This is a genomic window from Fictibacillus aquaticus (genome assembly GCF_002245695.1).
In the GTDB taxonomy this organism is placed as follows: domain Bacteria; phylum Bacillota; class Bacilli; order Bacillales; family Fictibacillaceae; genus Fictibacillus; species Fictibacillus aquaticus.
Window position 1 is genome coordinate 162,855 of sequence record NZ_NOII01000002.1, and the last position, 15,735, is coordinate 178,589.

The following is a 15,735-nucleotide window of genomic DNA, read 5'->3' on the forward strand; positions in this document are numbered from 1 at the left end:
CTTTTTATTAGCACTCATTTGAAGCGAGTGCTAAATTCTAAATATAAATTACCAAAAGTAAAGTGCTATTGTCAATCATTTATACCGCACTAATAAATTCACTGAAAACTTCATTGCCAAGAAGTATTCCAGAGTGTGTAAGGCGGATCCAATCCCCGTCTTTCTCTAACAGTCCTCTGTCGATAAGCATCTCTATTTGGCGTCCGAAAACATCGCACAGCGGCTTGCCGTAACGCGCTTCAAATGTCCTGGATGAGATCCCCTTACGTTTACGGAGCCCCATGAACAGTTCTTCTTCCATTCTTTCTGCTTCAGTCAGCTTGTTTTCTTCTGTATAAGGAAAGCCGTTCTCCTGAACAAGATTCATATATTTCTTAAGGGGGCCGGCATTTACTCTTCTCACACCGTTCATGTAGCTGTGCGCCCCGGCTCCGATTCCATAGTATTCGTTATTGTCCCAGTATTGCAGATTATGAAGGCTTTCATAACCTGGTTTTGCAAAATTACTGATTTCATATTGATGATAACCATTGCGTTCGAGCTCTGTCATAAGGTATTCAAACATTTCCGCTTCAAGTTCCTGAGGAGGAAGCTTCAAATCGCCTTTTTGCGAACGGATATAAAAGATGGTTTTCGGCTCTACCTGTAAAGAATAAGAAGAAATATGAGGAACATTTAATGCCAATGCAGCAGCGATGGTTTCTTTAAACATATCCATTGTCTGACCTGGAAGCCCAAACATCAGATCGATTGACAGGTTATCGATGCCGATTGCCTTCGCTTCAGAAACAGTCTGTTCCACATGGCCTGCGTGATGAGTCCGTCCCAGTTCTTTGAGCAGTGATGGCTGGAACGCCTGCGCGCCGATGCTCAAGCGGTTCACTCCATGTTTTTTAAGCACTTCTAGCTTTTCCTTCGTCGTTTGCTCTGGATTGGCTTCTACCGTATATTCCTTCACATCAGAAACAGGAAAGTGTCTGGCCACCGCCGCAAGAAATATATCCAGCTGCTCTGCACTGAGAGCAGTCGGTGTTCCTCCGCCAATAAAAAGAGTATCCATTTTTTCATAAGGAAACTTTTGAATCGTGCGCTCCATTTCTGTATCCATGCAAGCCAGATACTCCATCACCGGCTGGCCTTTTAAAAAAACTTTATTAAAGTCGCAATAATGACAGATATTCACACAGAACGGTATATGAAAATAAGCAGCTTTAGGCAAAGAAATCACCTTCCTTTCTGTTCTCTTAACGATGCAAAGACCGCCTGAGTTTCACCAGCGGTCTTTGTTCGTTTTTTGGTTTAGTTATCGTCCATGCGGAGAACGGCCATAAATGCTTCCTGAGGCACATCCACTCGTCCGATTGTTTTCATGCGCTTCTTACCTTCTTTTTGCTTCTCAAGCAATTTCCTTTTACGCGAGATGTCACCGCCATAGCATTTAGCCAAAACGTTCTTGCGCAGGGCTTTAATATTGGAACGGGCGATGATTTTTTGCCCAATCGCCGCTTGAATCGGCACTTCAAACTGCTGGCGCGGTATAAGTTCTTTTAATTTTTCAACGACCGCTTTTCCTCGTTCATAAGCAAAGTCTTTATGAACGATAACAGAAAGTGCGTCGATTTTTTCGTTATTCAATAGAATTTCCATCTTCACAAGCTTGGATGGTTTATAGCCAATCAGCTCGTAATCAAGGGAGGCGTATCCTTTCGTACTTGATTTCAGCTGATCAAAGAAATCATAAACGATTTCTGAAAGCGGGATCTCATACAGTACATTAACACGGTTGTTTTCCAAATAGTCCATCGTCTGGAACACCCCGCGCTTTTTCTGGCAGATTTCCATGATCACACCCACGTAATCGTTCGGTGTCATGATCGATGCTTTCACATACGGCTCTTCAACCGTGCTGATCGACTGCGCTTCAGGCATGTTAGCCGGATTATCGACTACGATGCTTTCTCCGTTTGTCATCGTTACATTGTAAATAACGCTTGGTGCTGTAGCGATCAGATCAATATTGAATTCACGCTCGATCCGCTCCTGGATGATCTCCATGTGAAGCAGGCCGAGGAAGCCGCAGCGGAAGCCGAATCCGAGTGCCTGTGAAGTTTCCGGCTCGTACTGAAGCGCAGAATCATTCAGCACAAGGCGCTCGAGCGCTTCACGCAGGTCGTTGTATTTCGCAGTATCAACCGGATACAATCCGCAATATACCATTGGATTCATCTTGCGGTAACCAGGAAGAGGTGCTGCAGCCGGCTTGACCGCGCTTGTAATCGTGTCACCAACCTGAGTGTCTCCTACATTTTTAATAGAAGCTGCAAGGAAACCTACATCACCTACTGTAAGAAAATCCTTCTTTACGGATTTAGGCGTGAAGACTCCCAGCTCAAGCACCTCAAATTCTGCACCTGTAGCCATCATCTTGATTTTATCGCCAACTTTTACAGTACCTTCTGCGATACGGATATATGTCACAACTCCGCGGTATGGATCGTATAGGGAATCGAAAATCAGAGCTTGAAGCGGATTATCCGGATCTCCTGCAGGAGCAGGTACCTTTTCAACTACCTGCTCAAGAATTTCTTCAATTCCGATGCCAGCTTTTGCGGATGCAAGAACTGCTTCAGAGGCATCAAGTCCGATCACATCTTCAACTTCCTGGCGGACTCGTTCAGGCTCCGCACTCGGAAGATCGATCTTATTAATGACAGGCAGAATCTCGAGATCGTTCTCAAGTGCCAGATATACGTTGGCAAGTGTCTGCGCCTCGATTCCTTGCGCTGCATCCACGATAAGCAGTGCCCCTTCACATGCAGCAAGGCTTCGGGAAACTTCGTATGTAAAGTCGACGTGCCCCGGTGTGTCAATAAGGTGGAAGATGTATGTCTCCCCGTCCCTCGCTTTATACTGAAGCTGCACTGCGTTTAACTTAATGGTAATTCCGCGCTCACGCTCAAGATCCATTGAATCTAAGAGCTGCTCTTTCATCTCACGCTGTGACAGCGCGCTCGTTTTTTCTAATATTCGGTCCGCAAGCGTTGATTTCCCATGATCGATATGGGCGATAATTGAAAAGTTGCGGATTCTTGACTGGCGTTGTAATTTTTCTTCTCGGTTCATGTTTTCGTTCACTCCTGCACATTTAGGAAAAGTCACTAAGTTCAATTATATCAATACAGAAAATGTTATTCAATCACTATCCTGCGATGGCCCCCTGCTTTTGCAGCAGAATGTGAAAAAGCCCTTCCTTAGGAAAGGCTTACAGTGATAGTAATCCGATCAGTTCTTCTATCACAAAAGATACCGCTGAAATGATTGCCTGAAAGAACACTGTAACAAGAGCTGTCGCTTTTTGCCCGAGAAAAGAAAAGAAATTAAATGACTTTTCTTGCTGCAGCTGTTTTTTCTCAGTCTCAAATTGAGGTTCACCTGACGGCGATGAAGCCTCCACCTCTGTGTGTTTTTCGAATAATGGCGCTTCGATGGTCTGCTTCCCGTCTGTTCCTTTCATCTCTCTCATCTCATCATGCGCTTTTTGCATGCCAAAGAGAATTCCTAGGAACAGCAGAACTCCGAGCAGCAAACTTTTCAGCATAAATTTCGCCATGTGAAGCGCCTCCCGCAAAGGCTATTTTTATAATTTTATGCTTGTCCTATAACTTTATTCTTAATGAGTATATGAAGATGCATTATTTTTATCTACTTGTTTATGCAAGGCCGTATTTAACCCGTTGGCAAGAACATTCGCCATGTCTTCAATAAACACATCGACTTCCTTAGGAGTAACCATAAGGTTATGTCCGATCGGAGATAACACTTCACGTATTAGCCGCAGTTTCTCATCCTCCTCGAGCGTTCCGATAATGCCAAGAAAGTTTTTTCTGTGCTCATCTTCGGGCAAGTCATCATCCGTAAGCTTTTTTACCGTCCCGAAACTCATACCTGCAGGAGTCAGCGCCTTAGAAGGCTTATCTCCTTCGTTCATCTCCCGGCCGAAATGCTTCAGAATAAAATCGATCGTATCGCTTGTGATCGTCGCCGCATCTACAACAGTCGGAATGCCGATCGAGATCACCGGAATGCCAAGCGTTTCTATGCTTAATTCCTTTCTTTTATTGCCGACCCCTGAACCGGGATGAATTCCTGTATTGGAAACTTGTATCGTCGTATTGATCCGTTCGAGTGAGCGAGAGGCAAGAGCGTCTATCGCGATGATAAAATCAGGCTTCACACGCTTGACGATCCCGTCAATGATATCGCTTGTCTCAATCCCTGTAATGCCCATTACACCAGGCGATATCGCACATACTGGCCGGAACCCTTCCTGAACATTTTCTGGCGACAGCTCAAACAAGTGTTTCGTGATAAGGAGATTTTCGAGTACTAGCGGTCCTAGGGAATCCGGCGTTACATTCCAGTTGCCAAGTCCGACTACCAGGCACGTATCGTCTTTTTGTATGCCTTGTTCTTCTAAAAAACTGTGAAAATCCCTCGCGAACACTTCTTGTACTCTTTCCTGCAGCTTAGAGTCTTTCTCACGGATGCCCTGCACCTCAAAAGTCAAATAGATTCCTGCTTTTTTTCCCGTTGATTCGGCTCCTTTTTCATCTATCTCGACGCGGACGAGTTTTATGCCGTCATCATCTTTTTCCTTAATAATTACTCCTTCTATGCTGCTTTTATTGACGATTTCCTGCTCTTTCAGCAGCATATCAGTCGCTTCAACTGCCAGATCCGTCCTTACAGAAAAACGGCTCAGATCGATATCTTTTCCCATAAAAACCCACCTCTTTCTGCGTATTATTTTTTCCTTCTGCACCGCTTTTCATTCTTGTATTGCAATTAATAATTTACTTTGATAAAATACCTTGTGTCCTATTTTTTGCAACGAACGGTTGCGATATTACATAGGGAGGTGAACGGATTGGCAAACATTAAATCAGCGATTAAGCGCGTAAAAACAAACGATAAGCGTCGTGCACACAACGCTTCACTAAAATCTGCTATGCGTACTGCAGTAAAGAACTTCGAAACTTTAGCAGCTAACAAAGATGCTGAAGCAGCAACAGCAGCATTTGCTGTAGCTACTAAGAAACTTGACAAAGCAGCTACTAAAGGACTTATCCATAAGAATGCAGCATCTCGTCAAAAGTCTCGTCTTGCAAAGACTCTTAACGGAATCAACGCGTAAATTATTGGATCTGCACGAAACGGCCACATGTAAATGGGTCGTTTTTTCTTTTTTCTGGACTTTTTCATTTTGAAGGAGTTGATGTGATTGATTGAAAAAGAAAAAGCACTTCCACTTAAGTTGATGCAACTAGAGGCACTATTGCGGCGGCTTCCTTTTGAATTTGAGGGAAGACAGTTAATTGAGGTTGACCTTGCCCGGTGGAAAAACGGTTATCTCGGGGAAAAATCTCTAGAATATTACCTTCGTTTTTTAGACGAAAAATAAAGAATTTTATTTTTCACGATTTGAGGCTCACCAACCATATCGGTTCTTTTCAGATTGATATCCTCATCCTTACCCCATCGTATTTTCTCATATTAGAAGTAAAGAACCTCTCTGGCAAAATCACAATTGATCCTCGGCATCAGCAGATGACCCGTCTAAACACCCTTGGCCAGCTGGACGTATTTCCAGACCCTCTCTCACAAGTACGAAGGCAGAAAACACAGCTGGAGTTATGGCTTACTGCACAGAAGATTACCGGTATCCCAATTAAAACCTTATTAGTAATGGCCAATCCAAAAGCCAACTAGATTATCTGGCAAGTGTTCCTCTGCAAGAAATTACACGTGCAGATAATTTGCCGTTTGCTGTTGAAAAAATTTTTGAACTTTATAAAAATCACGCACCTGTTTTAGAGAAAAAATCTATACGTCGAATTTGCACCCTGTTATTAAAACATCACGATCCCGGCGAATCAGATATACTATCTCGTTATAAAATCCATCGTTCCTCGCTAATTTCAGGAGTTCTATGTCCCCAGTGTGAAAAAATCCCAATGAAAAAGATGGTTAAAAACTGGATATGCCCAAAGTGCAAATGCTTGGATAAAGAAGCTTACAAGGAAGCATTGCAAGATTATGGGCTATTAATCAGTCCGATGATTACGAACTTTGAGTTCAGGGACTTTCTTCATATCCAGTCCATTCATGTTGCTTCAAAGATGCTTTTACGCCTGAAGTTACCCGCATCTGGACATACAAAAGGCCGAAAATACAAAATCCCATTAAATTAACCATCAAATATACCCTTAATAAACACAATAGCTGGAATTTAGCCGATTCGACAATTATTCTAGATGCTTCGACATATAATTTAGATGTTTCGACAAACATTATAGAACTTCCGACATCTTTTCTAGACACTTCGCCATACAATTTTGCCACATCAGCACAATAACAAAAAGCCTGCCCTCTCTGGCAGACTTTTTGTTATTTATTTATCGAAGAGAAGCAATCTGTACGATTAGCAGCTCGAGAATCAGCACTTTATCCATTTTCCCTGTTTTCATCTCATAGTCACATTCAGCAAACCTGTCAATCATCCATTTCAACGACTTCTCACTGAATCGGCTGGCTTGCCTGCCGGCGAGCTTCGCTGCATACGGGTGAACTTTCAGCGCTGATGCGATCTGCTTTTCACCGTAACCCTTCTTGGAGAGCTCTTTAACACCAAAAATGATGCGGAACTGTCTGGAGATTAAAGCCAGAATCTGAATCGGCTCGTAATTTTGCTTGAGCAGATCATACATTGTCCGGAGAGCCTGTTCATTTCGTCCTTTCACGACATCGTCAACAAGTGCGAAGATGTCATCGTCCAGTGTTTTAGGCACAAGTTTTTCTACCGTTTCTTTTGTGACGGTTCCCTCTCCTGTATAAAGAGAAATTTTTTCGATCTCAGACCTTAGCGAAGCAAGGTTTGCTCCGAGCCGCGCCAAAAGCAATTCCGCCGCTTCATCTTCCATCTTCAAAGAGAGGTCTCTGGTCCTTTCCATCAGCCACTTTCTTGCTTCATCATGACTCAACGGAGCGGCAGGAATTACTTGCGCTTCTTTTTTCAGCAGCTTGACAATTTTTTTTCGTTCATCAAGCTTTTCGTAAGGCGCCACGATCACAAAAACCGTATAGTCAACTGGTTCTTTTATGTATGCTTCAAAAGATGCAAGGTTATGGTCTGCCTTGCTCTTGTCCTTTGCTCCCGTAAGAAACACTGCGTTCTTTAAAATGACGATGCGCCGTTCTCCGATAAACGGCATCGTTTCAGCATCTTCAACAGCTGTCTGAATCGGGCTCTCCTGATAATCATACACACTGTAATTAAAGTCCTTCTCGCCTTCTTCAAAACTGGAGGAGAACGCCTGTAGCGCCTCGTTTATAATATGCTGTTCTGTACCCGCAATCAGATACAGCGGTGACAGACTGCGCTGTTTGATCTGTTTTTTCAAAGCATCAATTGTTACCATGTGTCCACCTCTTCCTTCTCATCGTATGTTCTTTAGAGGGAGATTGCAATAATAAACACAAAAAAGAGAACAGCCTATAGACCGCCCTCTCATTTATATAGAACGCCAACCGCCAAGACCCCGGGTTTCCAGGCAGTTAACGAGTCGGCATTAATTATGATATCCTATGCGCTTCGTTGCTATCTGTGACAATGCTTTACAGGTGCGGAGAAATTTGGGCACCAGACTATTTCTGCTTGCATCTGAAAAGAAAGCATTTTCAGTATGGATTTTTGCGAATATTTGTCTTATACTAAGGATGGATTAGGAGGGTTGCCGAATGAATCGTTTTGAAAAGGATGTTCAGAGCAAACGCAACGATTTAATTGACTCCGGAGTAGGGTTTATCTGGTCCTTTGGGTTCTTTGCGTTGATTTTTGCTATCGGCGTTATCATGAAACTTTTTGTATAATACATAAAAGAAAACCGCTGAGACATCAGCGGTTTTCTTTTTTTATCATTGTTTTCGTTATAATGGTTCCGTTTTTCACTGTGACCCGTATATCACCATTTATGTCGGTTCGCAGAACTTTCGTGTGATTACTATTCAGCCTCTGAAGAATTTCAGGTGCCGGATGTCCGTACCGGTTATTGCGTCCAGCACTTATTATAGAGATGTCAGGCGTGACGGCATCAAGAAACTCCTCTGTTGAAGAAGTAAGGCTGCCATGATGGCCAACCTTTAATACATTTGCTTTAATGGCTTTAAACTGCTTCAATATCCTGCTTTCTCCTTCCGCCCCTATATCTCCTGTAAACATAAACTTCGCACTTTCAATTCTCGACCATAGTACGATTGACTGGTCATTGCTTTCCTCCTCTGTTCCTAATGGAGACAGAACTGAAAACAAGCTTTCCCCAACGTTCCATGTCATCCCTTTCTTTAACCTGATCACCTCTGTTTTTTTCTTCACAGCATTTTGTAATATGCTTCGTTCAAGTTGAGTTACCATCTGCGTATGAAAAGGCACATAAAGTTTTTTAACAGAAAACTCTTTTAAAATAAGGTGAGCTCCTCCTGCATGATCAGCGTCGCTGTGTGATAGGATGAGACCGTCGATCTTTCTTATCCCCATACCTTTCAATGCTGGGATAACGGCAGCCTCAGTAATATCGAACTCTTTTTTTCTTTGCTTCCAGTCTTCTTTTTGGCTTCCAAAATTCAATGTACCGCCTGTATCCAATAAGTAAACACCATCTCTTCGGGGAAGTTCAATAACGATGCTGTCACCTTGGCCGACATCCAAGAAGGTAATCCGCGCCTCACCCCGTAAATAAGGTACAGATGCATGCAGCAGAATAACAGCAGCAAAAGGCATAAAAGCAGCTGGAGCAAGCTTCCTCTTTTGTTCCCAGTAAGTCAATAAATAGAAAGATGCCGCCGTATATCCTGATAAGAAAGCGATATTCGGCCTCCCTAAGATGAATGGCTTTGTATGGCCGGCAGCGAGCTGAAGCAAATCTGATGATGCCTCTGTTAGAATGATCAGGAAAACATCACAAAAAGACCCAAGGGCAGGAAACATGGCACCTAAAGGAACGATAAGGACCGTTAATGGAAACAGCAGCAGCGATATGAAGGGGATGTATACAGCATTGAGCGGGAGAGACCAGATGGAAATTTCATAAAAATGATACAAAATAAAAGGAAGAGAAGTAAGCTGGCAGATCAAAGTGGCACGAAGCATAACGATGATGCTGCTGCCAGGCAGCAGGAGAATTTTCTTGGAGCAGATGAGGACGAATGTCATATAAAATGAAAGCTGAAATCCGAGGCTGTAAATCTCAAAAGGATTCGCGAACAGCATGAGAATAAACGCGGTCCCGATTATACTGGCCGGCGTTACCCTTCTTTTTAACAATAGAAAAAAGACGGCAGCACACCCCATGATCCCCGCTCTGATAATCGAGCTTTCCCCGCCTGTTAAAACGGTGTAGGAAGGAATAAGGAAAAGAAGACAAACATATATTCTTTCTTTGCTCATCCCGAACGTACCTAACAGCAGAAATATTAACCCGATCAGCACAGCCACATTATAGCCCGAAACTGCAAGCAAATGCGTCAGTCCGAGCTCTTGGTATGCTTTCGTTATAGAAGGAGCGATTCCGTTTCTATCTCCAAAAAGCAAAGCATTAAGCAGTCCGGATGCATCCTCAGGATACCTGGAAGTCACATGCTTTATGCCTGCAAGACGCGCATTTGCCAGTGAATTGATTACGCTTGTACTGGGAGAAAGGCATCCGTCCGGGACACTCTTCAGCTTCATTATAAATGCTGCCCCGTTCTGCTTTAAAAAGCTGGGAAAATCCATGCCAAACTCATTTCTCTTTGGTTCAGGAATTTCCAAATCGCCTCTCATGTAGCATTTCTCGCCAGATTTCAGCTTCTTGAAAAACATCACTTCTTGTTCACTTCGTGCTTTGTAGCTGACATATACGCGATTTCTATCGTTTGAGTCAGCAGCCCAAAAAGTAATCTTGTCGCCGTCGATGTCAGGTGCAGAGGAAACCGTATAAAGAACTTTGTATGAGTTGTGCGGAGGAGTGTTATAAGTAGGGAATACTACGGAAGCGTAAACATGTGAATAAAGATAAAAGACGGGCAGCGCGAGGAGGGCGGCAGCGAGCCACCGCACATTCTTCCAAAATAAAACAGCGCTGGCCGCCGATGCAATAAAGGCTGCGGTCTTAAGATGATGTTCATAACTTAAGACGCCGGCGATGACACTGACACAAAACAGTGGAACAACATACGGCCTCACTCTTTCGTGATCATTTGTTTGCCGAATATGTTTGGCGGCTCCTGAAATTCTATTTTTTCTGTGATGACGCCTGCTTCACGGAATTGTTCAACAGCGTATGGATGATTTTTATAATCCTCGCCATAATACAGTGTTTTGATGCCGCTCTGTATGATAATCCTGCAGCAGTTAAGGCACGGAAAGTGTGTCACATACATGGATGCTCCGTTTGTCGGCACGCCAAATTTTGCACATTGCAAGATGGCGTTCACTTCAGCATGGACGGTGCGGACGCAATGGTTGTCTATTACATAGCATCCTTCATCAATACAATGGACACCGCCGGAAATTGATCCATTATAGCCGCCAGCTATGATTCTGTTATCTCGTACGATCGTGGCTCCGACAGCAAGCCGGGTGCATGTGCTTCTCAATGCAAGAAGATAGCTTTGAGCCAAAAAATAGTCGTTCCATGAAATACGGTTCATACTCGTCCCTCCTGTCTGATACTAAGTGTAGACTTACGTTCTTATCTCCGTCAATGAGTGAAGATGATCATTTCTTTCCATTGTTCTGCTGTCTTTTCTCCAATCCCTCTTACTTCAAGCAAATCTTCAAAAGTAGAAAAAGGACCGTTCGCATCACGATAGCTTATAATCGCATCCGCCTTAGCGGGTCCTACTCCCGGCAGCTCCATCAGCTCTTCTTTTGTCGCTGAATTGATGATGATGCTGATACCCTTAGATCCTCCCGTGCTTACTGAAGTTCCTATAGAAGATGGCGGGAGCTGCTCCCCTTTTTTTGCCGCATAAATGACCATCTCGTCGACAGCAACAGCTGCCAGATTCACAGATTTGGGATCGGCGTTTTTTGTGAACCCTCCTGCCATTTGGATGAAGTGCATCACCCGTTCCCCTGGTTTTCCTTGATACACTCCCGGCTTTCCTACTTCTCCTTTTACATCCACCCATACTGCAGCGGGGATTTTTGTTTTCAGCTCACCTTTTTCGGCTTTAGCATCATCCTCCGCTAGCTTTTGAGAAATTGGCATCACATCCTCTTGAACTTCTTCTTTTTTATCAGTATGTCCACTGTATAAATAAATGGCGAACAGCAGCAGAAGCAGCCCTGCAATACCCGCTTTTTTCATGTGTTCCCTAAAATAATTGACCAATTTTATTCCTCCTCTATTGGACTCGAATTTCCGAAACTCATATTCTATTCATCTTCCGCATAAATTTAAATGCAGGGAAAGGAGGAATGCGTATGAAGATCGGGATAATCGGTACCGGCAATATGGGCAGTGTCCTTGCGGCATCATTCATAGAATCTTCCGCGATTCCGCAGTCAAGGCTGATGGTCACAAACAGGACAATATCTAAAGCAGAACGTCTTAAAAATGCTTATCCAAAGCTGCGGGTTGCCGGATCAGCTCAGGAAGTGTTTCAGTTTTCTGATATCATATTTATCTGTGTAAAACCTCATGAATTTTTCAATTTGCTTTTTGAGAACAAGTCAGCGATCGCTAAACATAAGCTTATCGTTTCTATCACCAGTCCTATTTCGTGCGAGCAGCTGGAATCACTTGTTGACTGCAACGTTGCAAGGGCCATCCCTAGCATCACCAACCGGGCGCTTTCCGGCTCTTCGCTCATCTCGTTCGGCGTCCGCTGCCATACCGAATACCGAGAAAAGCTGCTTGAGATCATGTCGTATATTTCAAAGCCTGTGCTCATCGAGGAAAACACGACAAGGGTGTCTTCCGACCTTGCGAGCTGCGGTCCGGCATTTATAGGATTCTTGCTGCAGTGCTTCATCAACAGTGCGGTGAACGAGACGGAAATTTCAAGAGCACAGGCGACTACACTGGCAACTGAGATGATCATCGGCATGGGCAAGCTGCTTGAAAAAGAAGTTTATACACTGCCGGCGCTCATTCAAAAGGTATGTGTAAAAGGCGGAATCACAGGAGAAGGAATTAAGATCTTAAAAGGGCATGAAGAGTTGTTTGATGCAGTCATTCGCAAAACGCATGAAAAATATCATGAGGATATCGAGAAAATATCCTCACAGTTTGAAGTGAAAGAAGAGCTTCCCGAAGCCTAACAAACTTAATGTAGCTGATTTCAGCAAAGAAAAAAAGCCGGGAAATCCCGGCTTTCACAGTTCATCGAAGCCATTTTCGTCAGAAACCTTCGTATACTGTCTCGATTTCTGTTCAAAAAAATCGCTTTTTCCTGAATTTACATCAGAATAGGCTTTTATCCAAGGAAAAGGATTGGTCCTGTAATTTTCAAACGGGCGCCCAAAGCCAAGTTCGTTAACCCGCTTGTTCGCCATAAACTTGATATAATGCTCCAATTCATCATGATCGATGCCCGGCATGGCAGACCCAAGAACATGTTTGCCCCAGTTTACTTCGAGCTCAGCTGCTCTTATGAACGATTGCTGTACAAACGCTTCTGTCCGCTCATTGTTCAGCGACGGAAACTCTTCCAGCAATTCGTGAAATATCCTGCAGAACAAGTGTACATGCAGCTGTTCATCACGGTTAATATAATTGATCATCGTAGAAGTCGAGATCATTTTCTGATTCCTTGCCATACCATAGAAATAGCAAAATCCCGAATAAAAGTTCAGCCCCTCTAGTATTACATCAAAGACGATTGATTTCATAAAGGTAAGCGGTGATGGATTTGCCGCAAAATCATCATAAACCTCCGCGATAAAATCGTTGCGCTCCCTTAATATCTCATCTGTTTTCCAGTATTCAAACACTTCATCCTGTTTTCTTTTTGGAACAAGACTAGAAAGGATATACGAATATGACTGGTTATGGACAACCTCCTGAAAAGAGAGGGTGGTCATGAGCGCTACAAGGCTTGAATCGGTCAGATACTGTGCAGCCCTGCCCGTGTAATCGGTCTGAATGCTGTCAAGAAAAGCCAGCAGCCCGATAATTTTATTAAACGCCTCTCTTTCTTCTTCAGACAGCTGCGGAAACTGCTTCACGTCGCTAGACATGTTGATCTCAAAAGGTGTCCAAAAGTTTGACAGCATATTTTTATACAGCGGATATGCCCACGGATAGCGGACATCATCCCAGTTCAGCACATTGCTGCTACTTCCGTTAATGATGCCTGTTGATGCATTCGGCGCCCCAGGGTCATACAGGCGGCGAAGCGTTAATGGGCTGTTCACTGACTCAGCTCTCACAGCTTTCACATCCTTCCAGTTCGGACGAAGTTGACCGTGTATAATAGGTGGTCTTCAAGCCGCTCTGCCACGCATCCAGATGAAGGCCAAGCAATTCCTTCGCTTTGATGCTGTTCGTCACGTACAGGTTAAAGGAGATCGACTGGTCCACATGCCGCTGTCTCGCGCTGTTCTGTCTTATGCTCCAATGCTGGTCGATAACAAAAGCTGATTTGTAATACCAAAATGTTGAAGGCGACAAGTCAGGCGCCGTAACAGGAATTCTGTAATTTTTCTTCTCTTCCGAATACATTTTATTAAAAACGGGATCAATGCTCGGTGTGGAGTTGGCGATAATGGAGGTAGAAGCGTTAGGCGCAACCGCCATCAGATAGCCGTTTCGCATGCCTGACTTTGCCGCTTTGTACTTTAGCTTCTTCCATCTTTCACTACTATAGCCCCGGGATTCAAAATAACCGCCTGTATCCCATTCGGATCCGGAACATGCCGGGTATGCACCTTTTTCTTCTGCCAGAGCAGCGCTCGCTTTAATCACAAGATAGTTGATCGTCTCATAAAGCTCGTCTGCATACTTGACCGCTTCCTCTGATTCCCATGACAGTTTCTTCAAAGCGAGAAGATGGTGCCAGCCAAACGTCCCAAGCCCTATCGCCCGATATTTTTTATTTGTCATCTCAGCTTGCGGTACGTCAAGTGTGTTCACATCTATGACATTATCCAGCATTCTGACTTGGATCATGATCAGCCTCTCAAGGCAGTCATCACTAACGGTCCTGGCTAGAGAGATGGATGATAAATTACAGACAACAAAATCTCCAGGTTCTTTCTTGATGATGATCTTGCCGTCCTCTGTCGTTTCTGAAACAACTCTTGTTACCGACTGGTTCTGTGTGATTTCTGTACAAAGATTGCTGCAATAAATCATTCCGGCGTGCTTGTTTGGATTCATCCTGTTGACCGTGTCGCGGTAAAACATGAACGGTGTCCCCGTCTCCAGCTGCGATTTCATGATACGTTTCATAATTTCAATCGCTGATATGTCCACTCTGGAAAGGCGGCTATTTCTGACACACTGTTCATATCGTCTTCGGAATGTGCCGCCGCCCTTTTTTTCATCATACGAATCTTCCAGTGAAAATCCCATCACCTGGCGGATTTCATGCGGATCGAACAGACACCACATCTCTCTTTTTTCAACTGCCTCCATGAAAAGGTCAGGAATGCACACACCCGTAAATAAATCGTGTGTTCGTTTCCGCTCATCTCCGTTATTAAGCTTGGCGTCCAAAAATTCGATGATGTCCTTGTTCCAAATATCCTGATAAACCGCGATCGCTCCTTGCCGTTGCCCAAGCTGGTCGACTGAAACGGCCGTATTGTTCAGCTGTTTCATCCACGGCAGGCAGCCAGAAGAGTTTCCTTTAAATCCTCTTATATCAGATCCACGTGAACGTATCTTGCCAAGATAGATACCGAGCCCGCCTCCATTTTTCGAGACGGTTGCCGCATCCGTATTGCTCTCAAAGATCCCTCGTAAACTATCGTCCATCGTATCAATAAAGCAAGAGCTCAACTGGCCAGACACCTTCCCCGCATTCGTGAGTGTCGGTGTAGCGACTGTCATATACAAGTTTGACAGCGCCCAATACGCTTCTTTGACTAAAGCTATCCTATTTGCGGCTGCTTCATTTCGCATTAAAGCCATGGAGATGATCATAAACCTTTCTTGCGGAAGCTCGATCACGTTTCCTTCATGATCTCTTGCAAGGTACCGTTCTGCCAGTGTAACAATTCCGATGTATGTAAAAAGCTTGTCTTTTTCTTTATCCAGCACAGCGCCAAGCTCCTCAATCTCTTTTTTTGAGTACGCTTGGATTAGCGCTGCGTCATATATGCCGTTTTCCGTCATGTGATCAACCATCTCATAAAATGGCGGATACTCCGCAGCAGCCTTCAATCCCCTGTTTTTTGCGGCTTTTTCGTATAAAGATTCAAGAAACAGGCTTGCCGCAGCAAATGTCCAGTCCGGCTCTTTTGTGCTCATTTCATCAAGTGCTCTTCTAATGCACTCTTTCAACGTTTCCTCTTCGTTCTGATTTTTGTTTAACAGCTTTTCTGCTTTTTCTAAATAATTATCCATTGAGAGCCGGGGAAATCGTTCGCTTAATGTGTTCAGCCAATCCCCGAGCCTTGTTTTTGCTACTGTTGTCATTATAAGTTCCCTCCTTCATTTTTCTGGGCATAAAAAAAGCCCTTCCGGG

General features: G+C 44.0%; 15 protein-coding genes. 5 read left to right on the plus strand and 10 right to left on the minus strand.

All coding sequences use genetic code 11. The features are described from left to right. Positions 1-79 precede the first annotated feature (79 nt). From hemW to gpr, 4 genes are all read right to left on the minus strand, one after another. Entirely contained in the window at positions 80-1,219 is a 1,140-nt protein-coding gene (gene hemW, locus CGZ90_RS08740) for a radical SAM family heme chaperone HemW (RefSeq protein WP_094251999.1), read from the minus strand. 80 nt (positions 1,220-1,299) lie between these two features. Continuing rightward, entirely contained in the window at positions 1,300-3,123 is a 1,824-nt protein-coding gene (gene lepA, locus CGZ90_RS08745) for a translation elongation factor 4 (protein WP_094252000.1), read from the minus strand. Positions 3,124-3,262: 139 nt separating this feature from the next. Further along, positions 3,263-3,610: a DUF3679 domain-containing protein gene (locus tag CGZ90_RS08750; RefSeq protein WP_094252001.1), complete on the minus strand. Its 348-nt coding sequence runs from the start codon at positions 3,608-3,610 to the stop codon at positions 3,263-3,265. A gap of 60 nt (positions 3,611-3,670) precedes the next feature. Then, entirely contained in the window at positions 3,671-4,780 is a 1,110-nt protein-coding gene (gene gpr / locus CGZ90_RS08755; RefSeq protein ID WP_094252002.1) for a GPR endopeptidase, read from the minus strand. A 147-nt stretch (positions 4,781-4,927) separates the two neighbouring features. On the opposite strand from gpr, the gene rpsT reads away from it, so the two are divergent. The 3 genes from rpsT to CGZ90_RS21300 all read left to right on the plus strand — a co-directional run bounded on the left by rpsT (position 4,928) and on the right by CGZ90_RS21300 (position 5,769). Beyond that, positions 4,928-5,194: a 30S ribosomal protein S20 gene (rpsT, locus tag CGZ90_RS08760; protein WP_094252003.1), complete on the plus strand. Its 267-nt coding sequence runs from the start codon at positions 4,928-4,930 to the stop codon at positions 5,192-5,194. A gap of 87 nt (positions 5,195-5,281) precedes the next feature. Continuing rightward, positions 5,282-5,461: a hypothetical protein gene (locus CGZ90_RS20480; RefSeq protein ID WP_133063570.1), complete on the plus strand. Its 180-nt coding sequence runs from the start codon at positions 5,282-5,284 to the stop codon at positions 5,459-5,461. Then, on the plus strand, positions 5,395-5,769 hold the full coding sequence (locus CGZ90_RS21300; RefSeq protein WP_094252004.1) for a nuclease-related domain-containing protein: 375 nt from the start codon (positions 5,395-5,397) through the stop codon (positions 5,767-5,769). Before CGZ90_RS20480 ends, CGZ90_RS21300 begins: the two co-directional genes overlap by 67 nt. A gap of 686 nt (positions 5,770-6,455) precedes the next feature. Here CGZ90_RS21300 and holA read toward each other — a convergent pair. Continuing rightward, positions 6,456-7,478, minus strand: coding sequence for a DNA polymerase III subunit delta (gene holA, locus CGZ90_RS08775; protein WP_094252006.1), 1,023 nt, complete (start codon positions 7,476-7,478; stop codon positions 6,456-6,458). A 319-nt stretch (positions 7,479-7,797) separates the two neighbouring features. Here holA and CGZ90_RS08780 point away from each other — a divergent pair, with 319 nt between their 5' ends. After that, positions 7,798-7,929, plus strand: a complete 132-nt coding sequence (locus CGZ90_RS08780) for a YqzM family protein (RefSeq protein WP_094252007.1) — start codon at positions 7,798-7,800, stop codon at positions 7,927-7,929. A gap of 25 nt (positions 7,930-7,954) precedes the next feature. Here CGZ90_RS08780 and CGZ90_RS08785 read toward each other — a convergent pair whose 3' ends face one another. The 3 genes from CGZ90_RS08785 to CGZ90_RS08795 are packed head-to-tail and all read right to left on the minus strand — an operon-like array spanning position 7,955 to position 11,432. Further along, the gene (locus CGZ90_RS08785; protein WP_165766821.1) at positions 7,955-10,279 is read right to left on the minus strand and encodes a DNA internalization-related competence protein ComEC/Rec2; all 2,325 of its coding nucleotides are present in this window, start codon (positions 10,277-10,279) and stop codon (positions 7,955-7,957) included. Continuing rightward, on the minus strand, positions 10,276-10,746 hold the full coding sequence (locus tag CGZ90_RS08790) for a ComE operon protein 2 (RefSeq protein WP_094252009.1): 471 nt from the start codon (positions 10,744-10,746) through the stop codon (positions 10,276-10,278). Before CGZ90_RS08790 ends, CGZ90_RS08785 begins: the two co-directional genes overlap by 4 nt. 50 nt (positions 10,747-10,796) lie before the next feature. Next, complete coding sequence (locus CGZ90_RS08795; protein WP_094252010.1) at positions 10,797-11,432, minus strand: helix-hairpin-helix domain-containing protein; 636 nt, start codon at positions 11,430-11,432, stop codon at positions 10,797-10,799. Positions 11,433-11,524: 92 nt separating this feature from the next. Here CGZ90_RS08795 and comER point away from each other — a divergent pair, with 92 nt between their 5' ends. Continuing rightward, on the plus strand, positions 11,525-12,364 hold the full coding sequence (gene comER / locus CGZ90_RS08800; protein ID WP_094252011.1) for a late competence protein ComER: 840 nt from the start codon (positions 11,525-11,527) through the stop codon (positions 12,362-12,364). 54 nt (positions 12,365-12,418) lie between these two features. Here comER and CGZ90_RS08805 read toward each other — a convergent pair whose 3' ends face one another. Continuing rightward, positions 12,419-13,474 (minus strand): ribonucleotide-diphosphate reductase subunit beta, encoded by a 1,056-nt coding sequence (locus CGZ90_RS08805; protein WP_240515396.1) that lies wholly within the window; start codon positions 13,472-13,474, stop codon positions 12,419-12,421. Beyond that, positions 13,464-15,686 carry a ribonucleoside-diphosphate reductase subunit alpha gene (locus CGZ90_RS08810; protein WP_094252012.1) on the minus strand — a complete coding sequence of 741 codons (2,223 nt, stop codon included), beginning with the start codon at positions 15,684-15,686 and terminating at the stop codon, positions 13,464-13,466. Before CGZ90_RS08810 ends, CGZ90_RS08805 begins: the two co-directional genes overlap by 11 nt. Between the last annotated feature and the right edge of the window lie 49 nt (positions 15,687-15,735).

Coding starts and splice junctions, on each gene's coding strand:
- lepA (WP_094252000.1), bottom strand. CDS start 3,123: ATGAACCGAGAAGAAAAATTACAACGCCAGTCAAGAATCCGCAACTTT.
- CGZ90_RS08750 (WP_094252001.1), bottom strand. CDS start 3,610: ATGGCGAAATTTATGCTGAAAAGTTTGCTGCTCGGAGTTCTGCTGTTC.
- gpr (WP_094252002.1), bottom strand. CDS start 4,780: ATGGGAAAAGATATCGATCTGAGCCGTTTTTCTGTAAGGACGGATCTG.
- holA (WP_094252006.1), bottom strand. CDS start 7,478: ATGGTAACAATTGATGCTTTGAAAAAACAGATCAAACAGCGCAGTCTG.
- CGZ90_RS08780 (WP_094252007.1), top strand. CDS start 7,798: ATGAATCGTTTTGAAAAGGATGTTCAGAGCAAACGCAACGATTTAATT.
- CGZ90_RS08790 (WP_094252009.1), bottom strand. CDS start 10,746: ATGAACCGTATTTCATGGAACGACTATTTTTTGGCTCAAAGCTATCTT.
- comER (WP_094252011.1), top strand. CDS start 11,525: ATGAAGATCGGGATAATCGGTACCGGCAATATGGGCAGTGTCCTTGCG.
- CGZ90_RS08810 (WP_094252012.1), bottom strand. CDS start 15,686: ATGACAACAGTAGCAAAAACAAGGCTCGGGGATTGGCTGAACACATTA.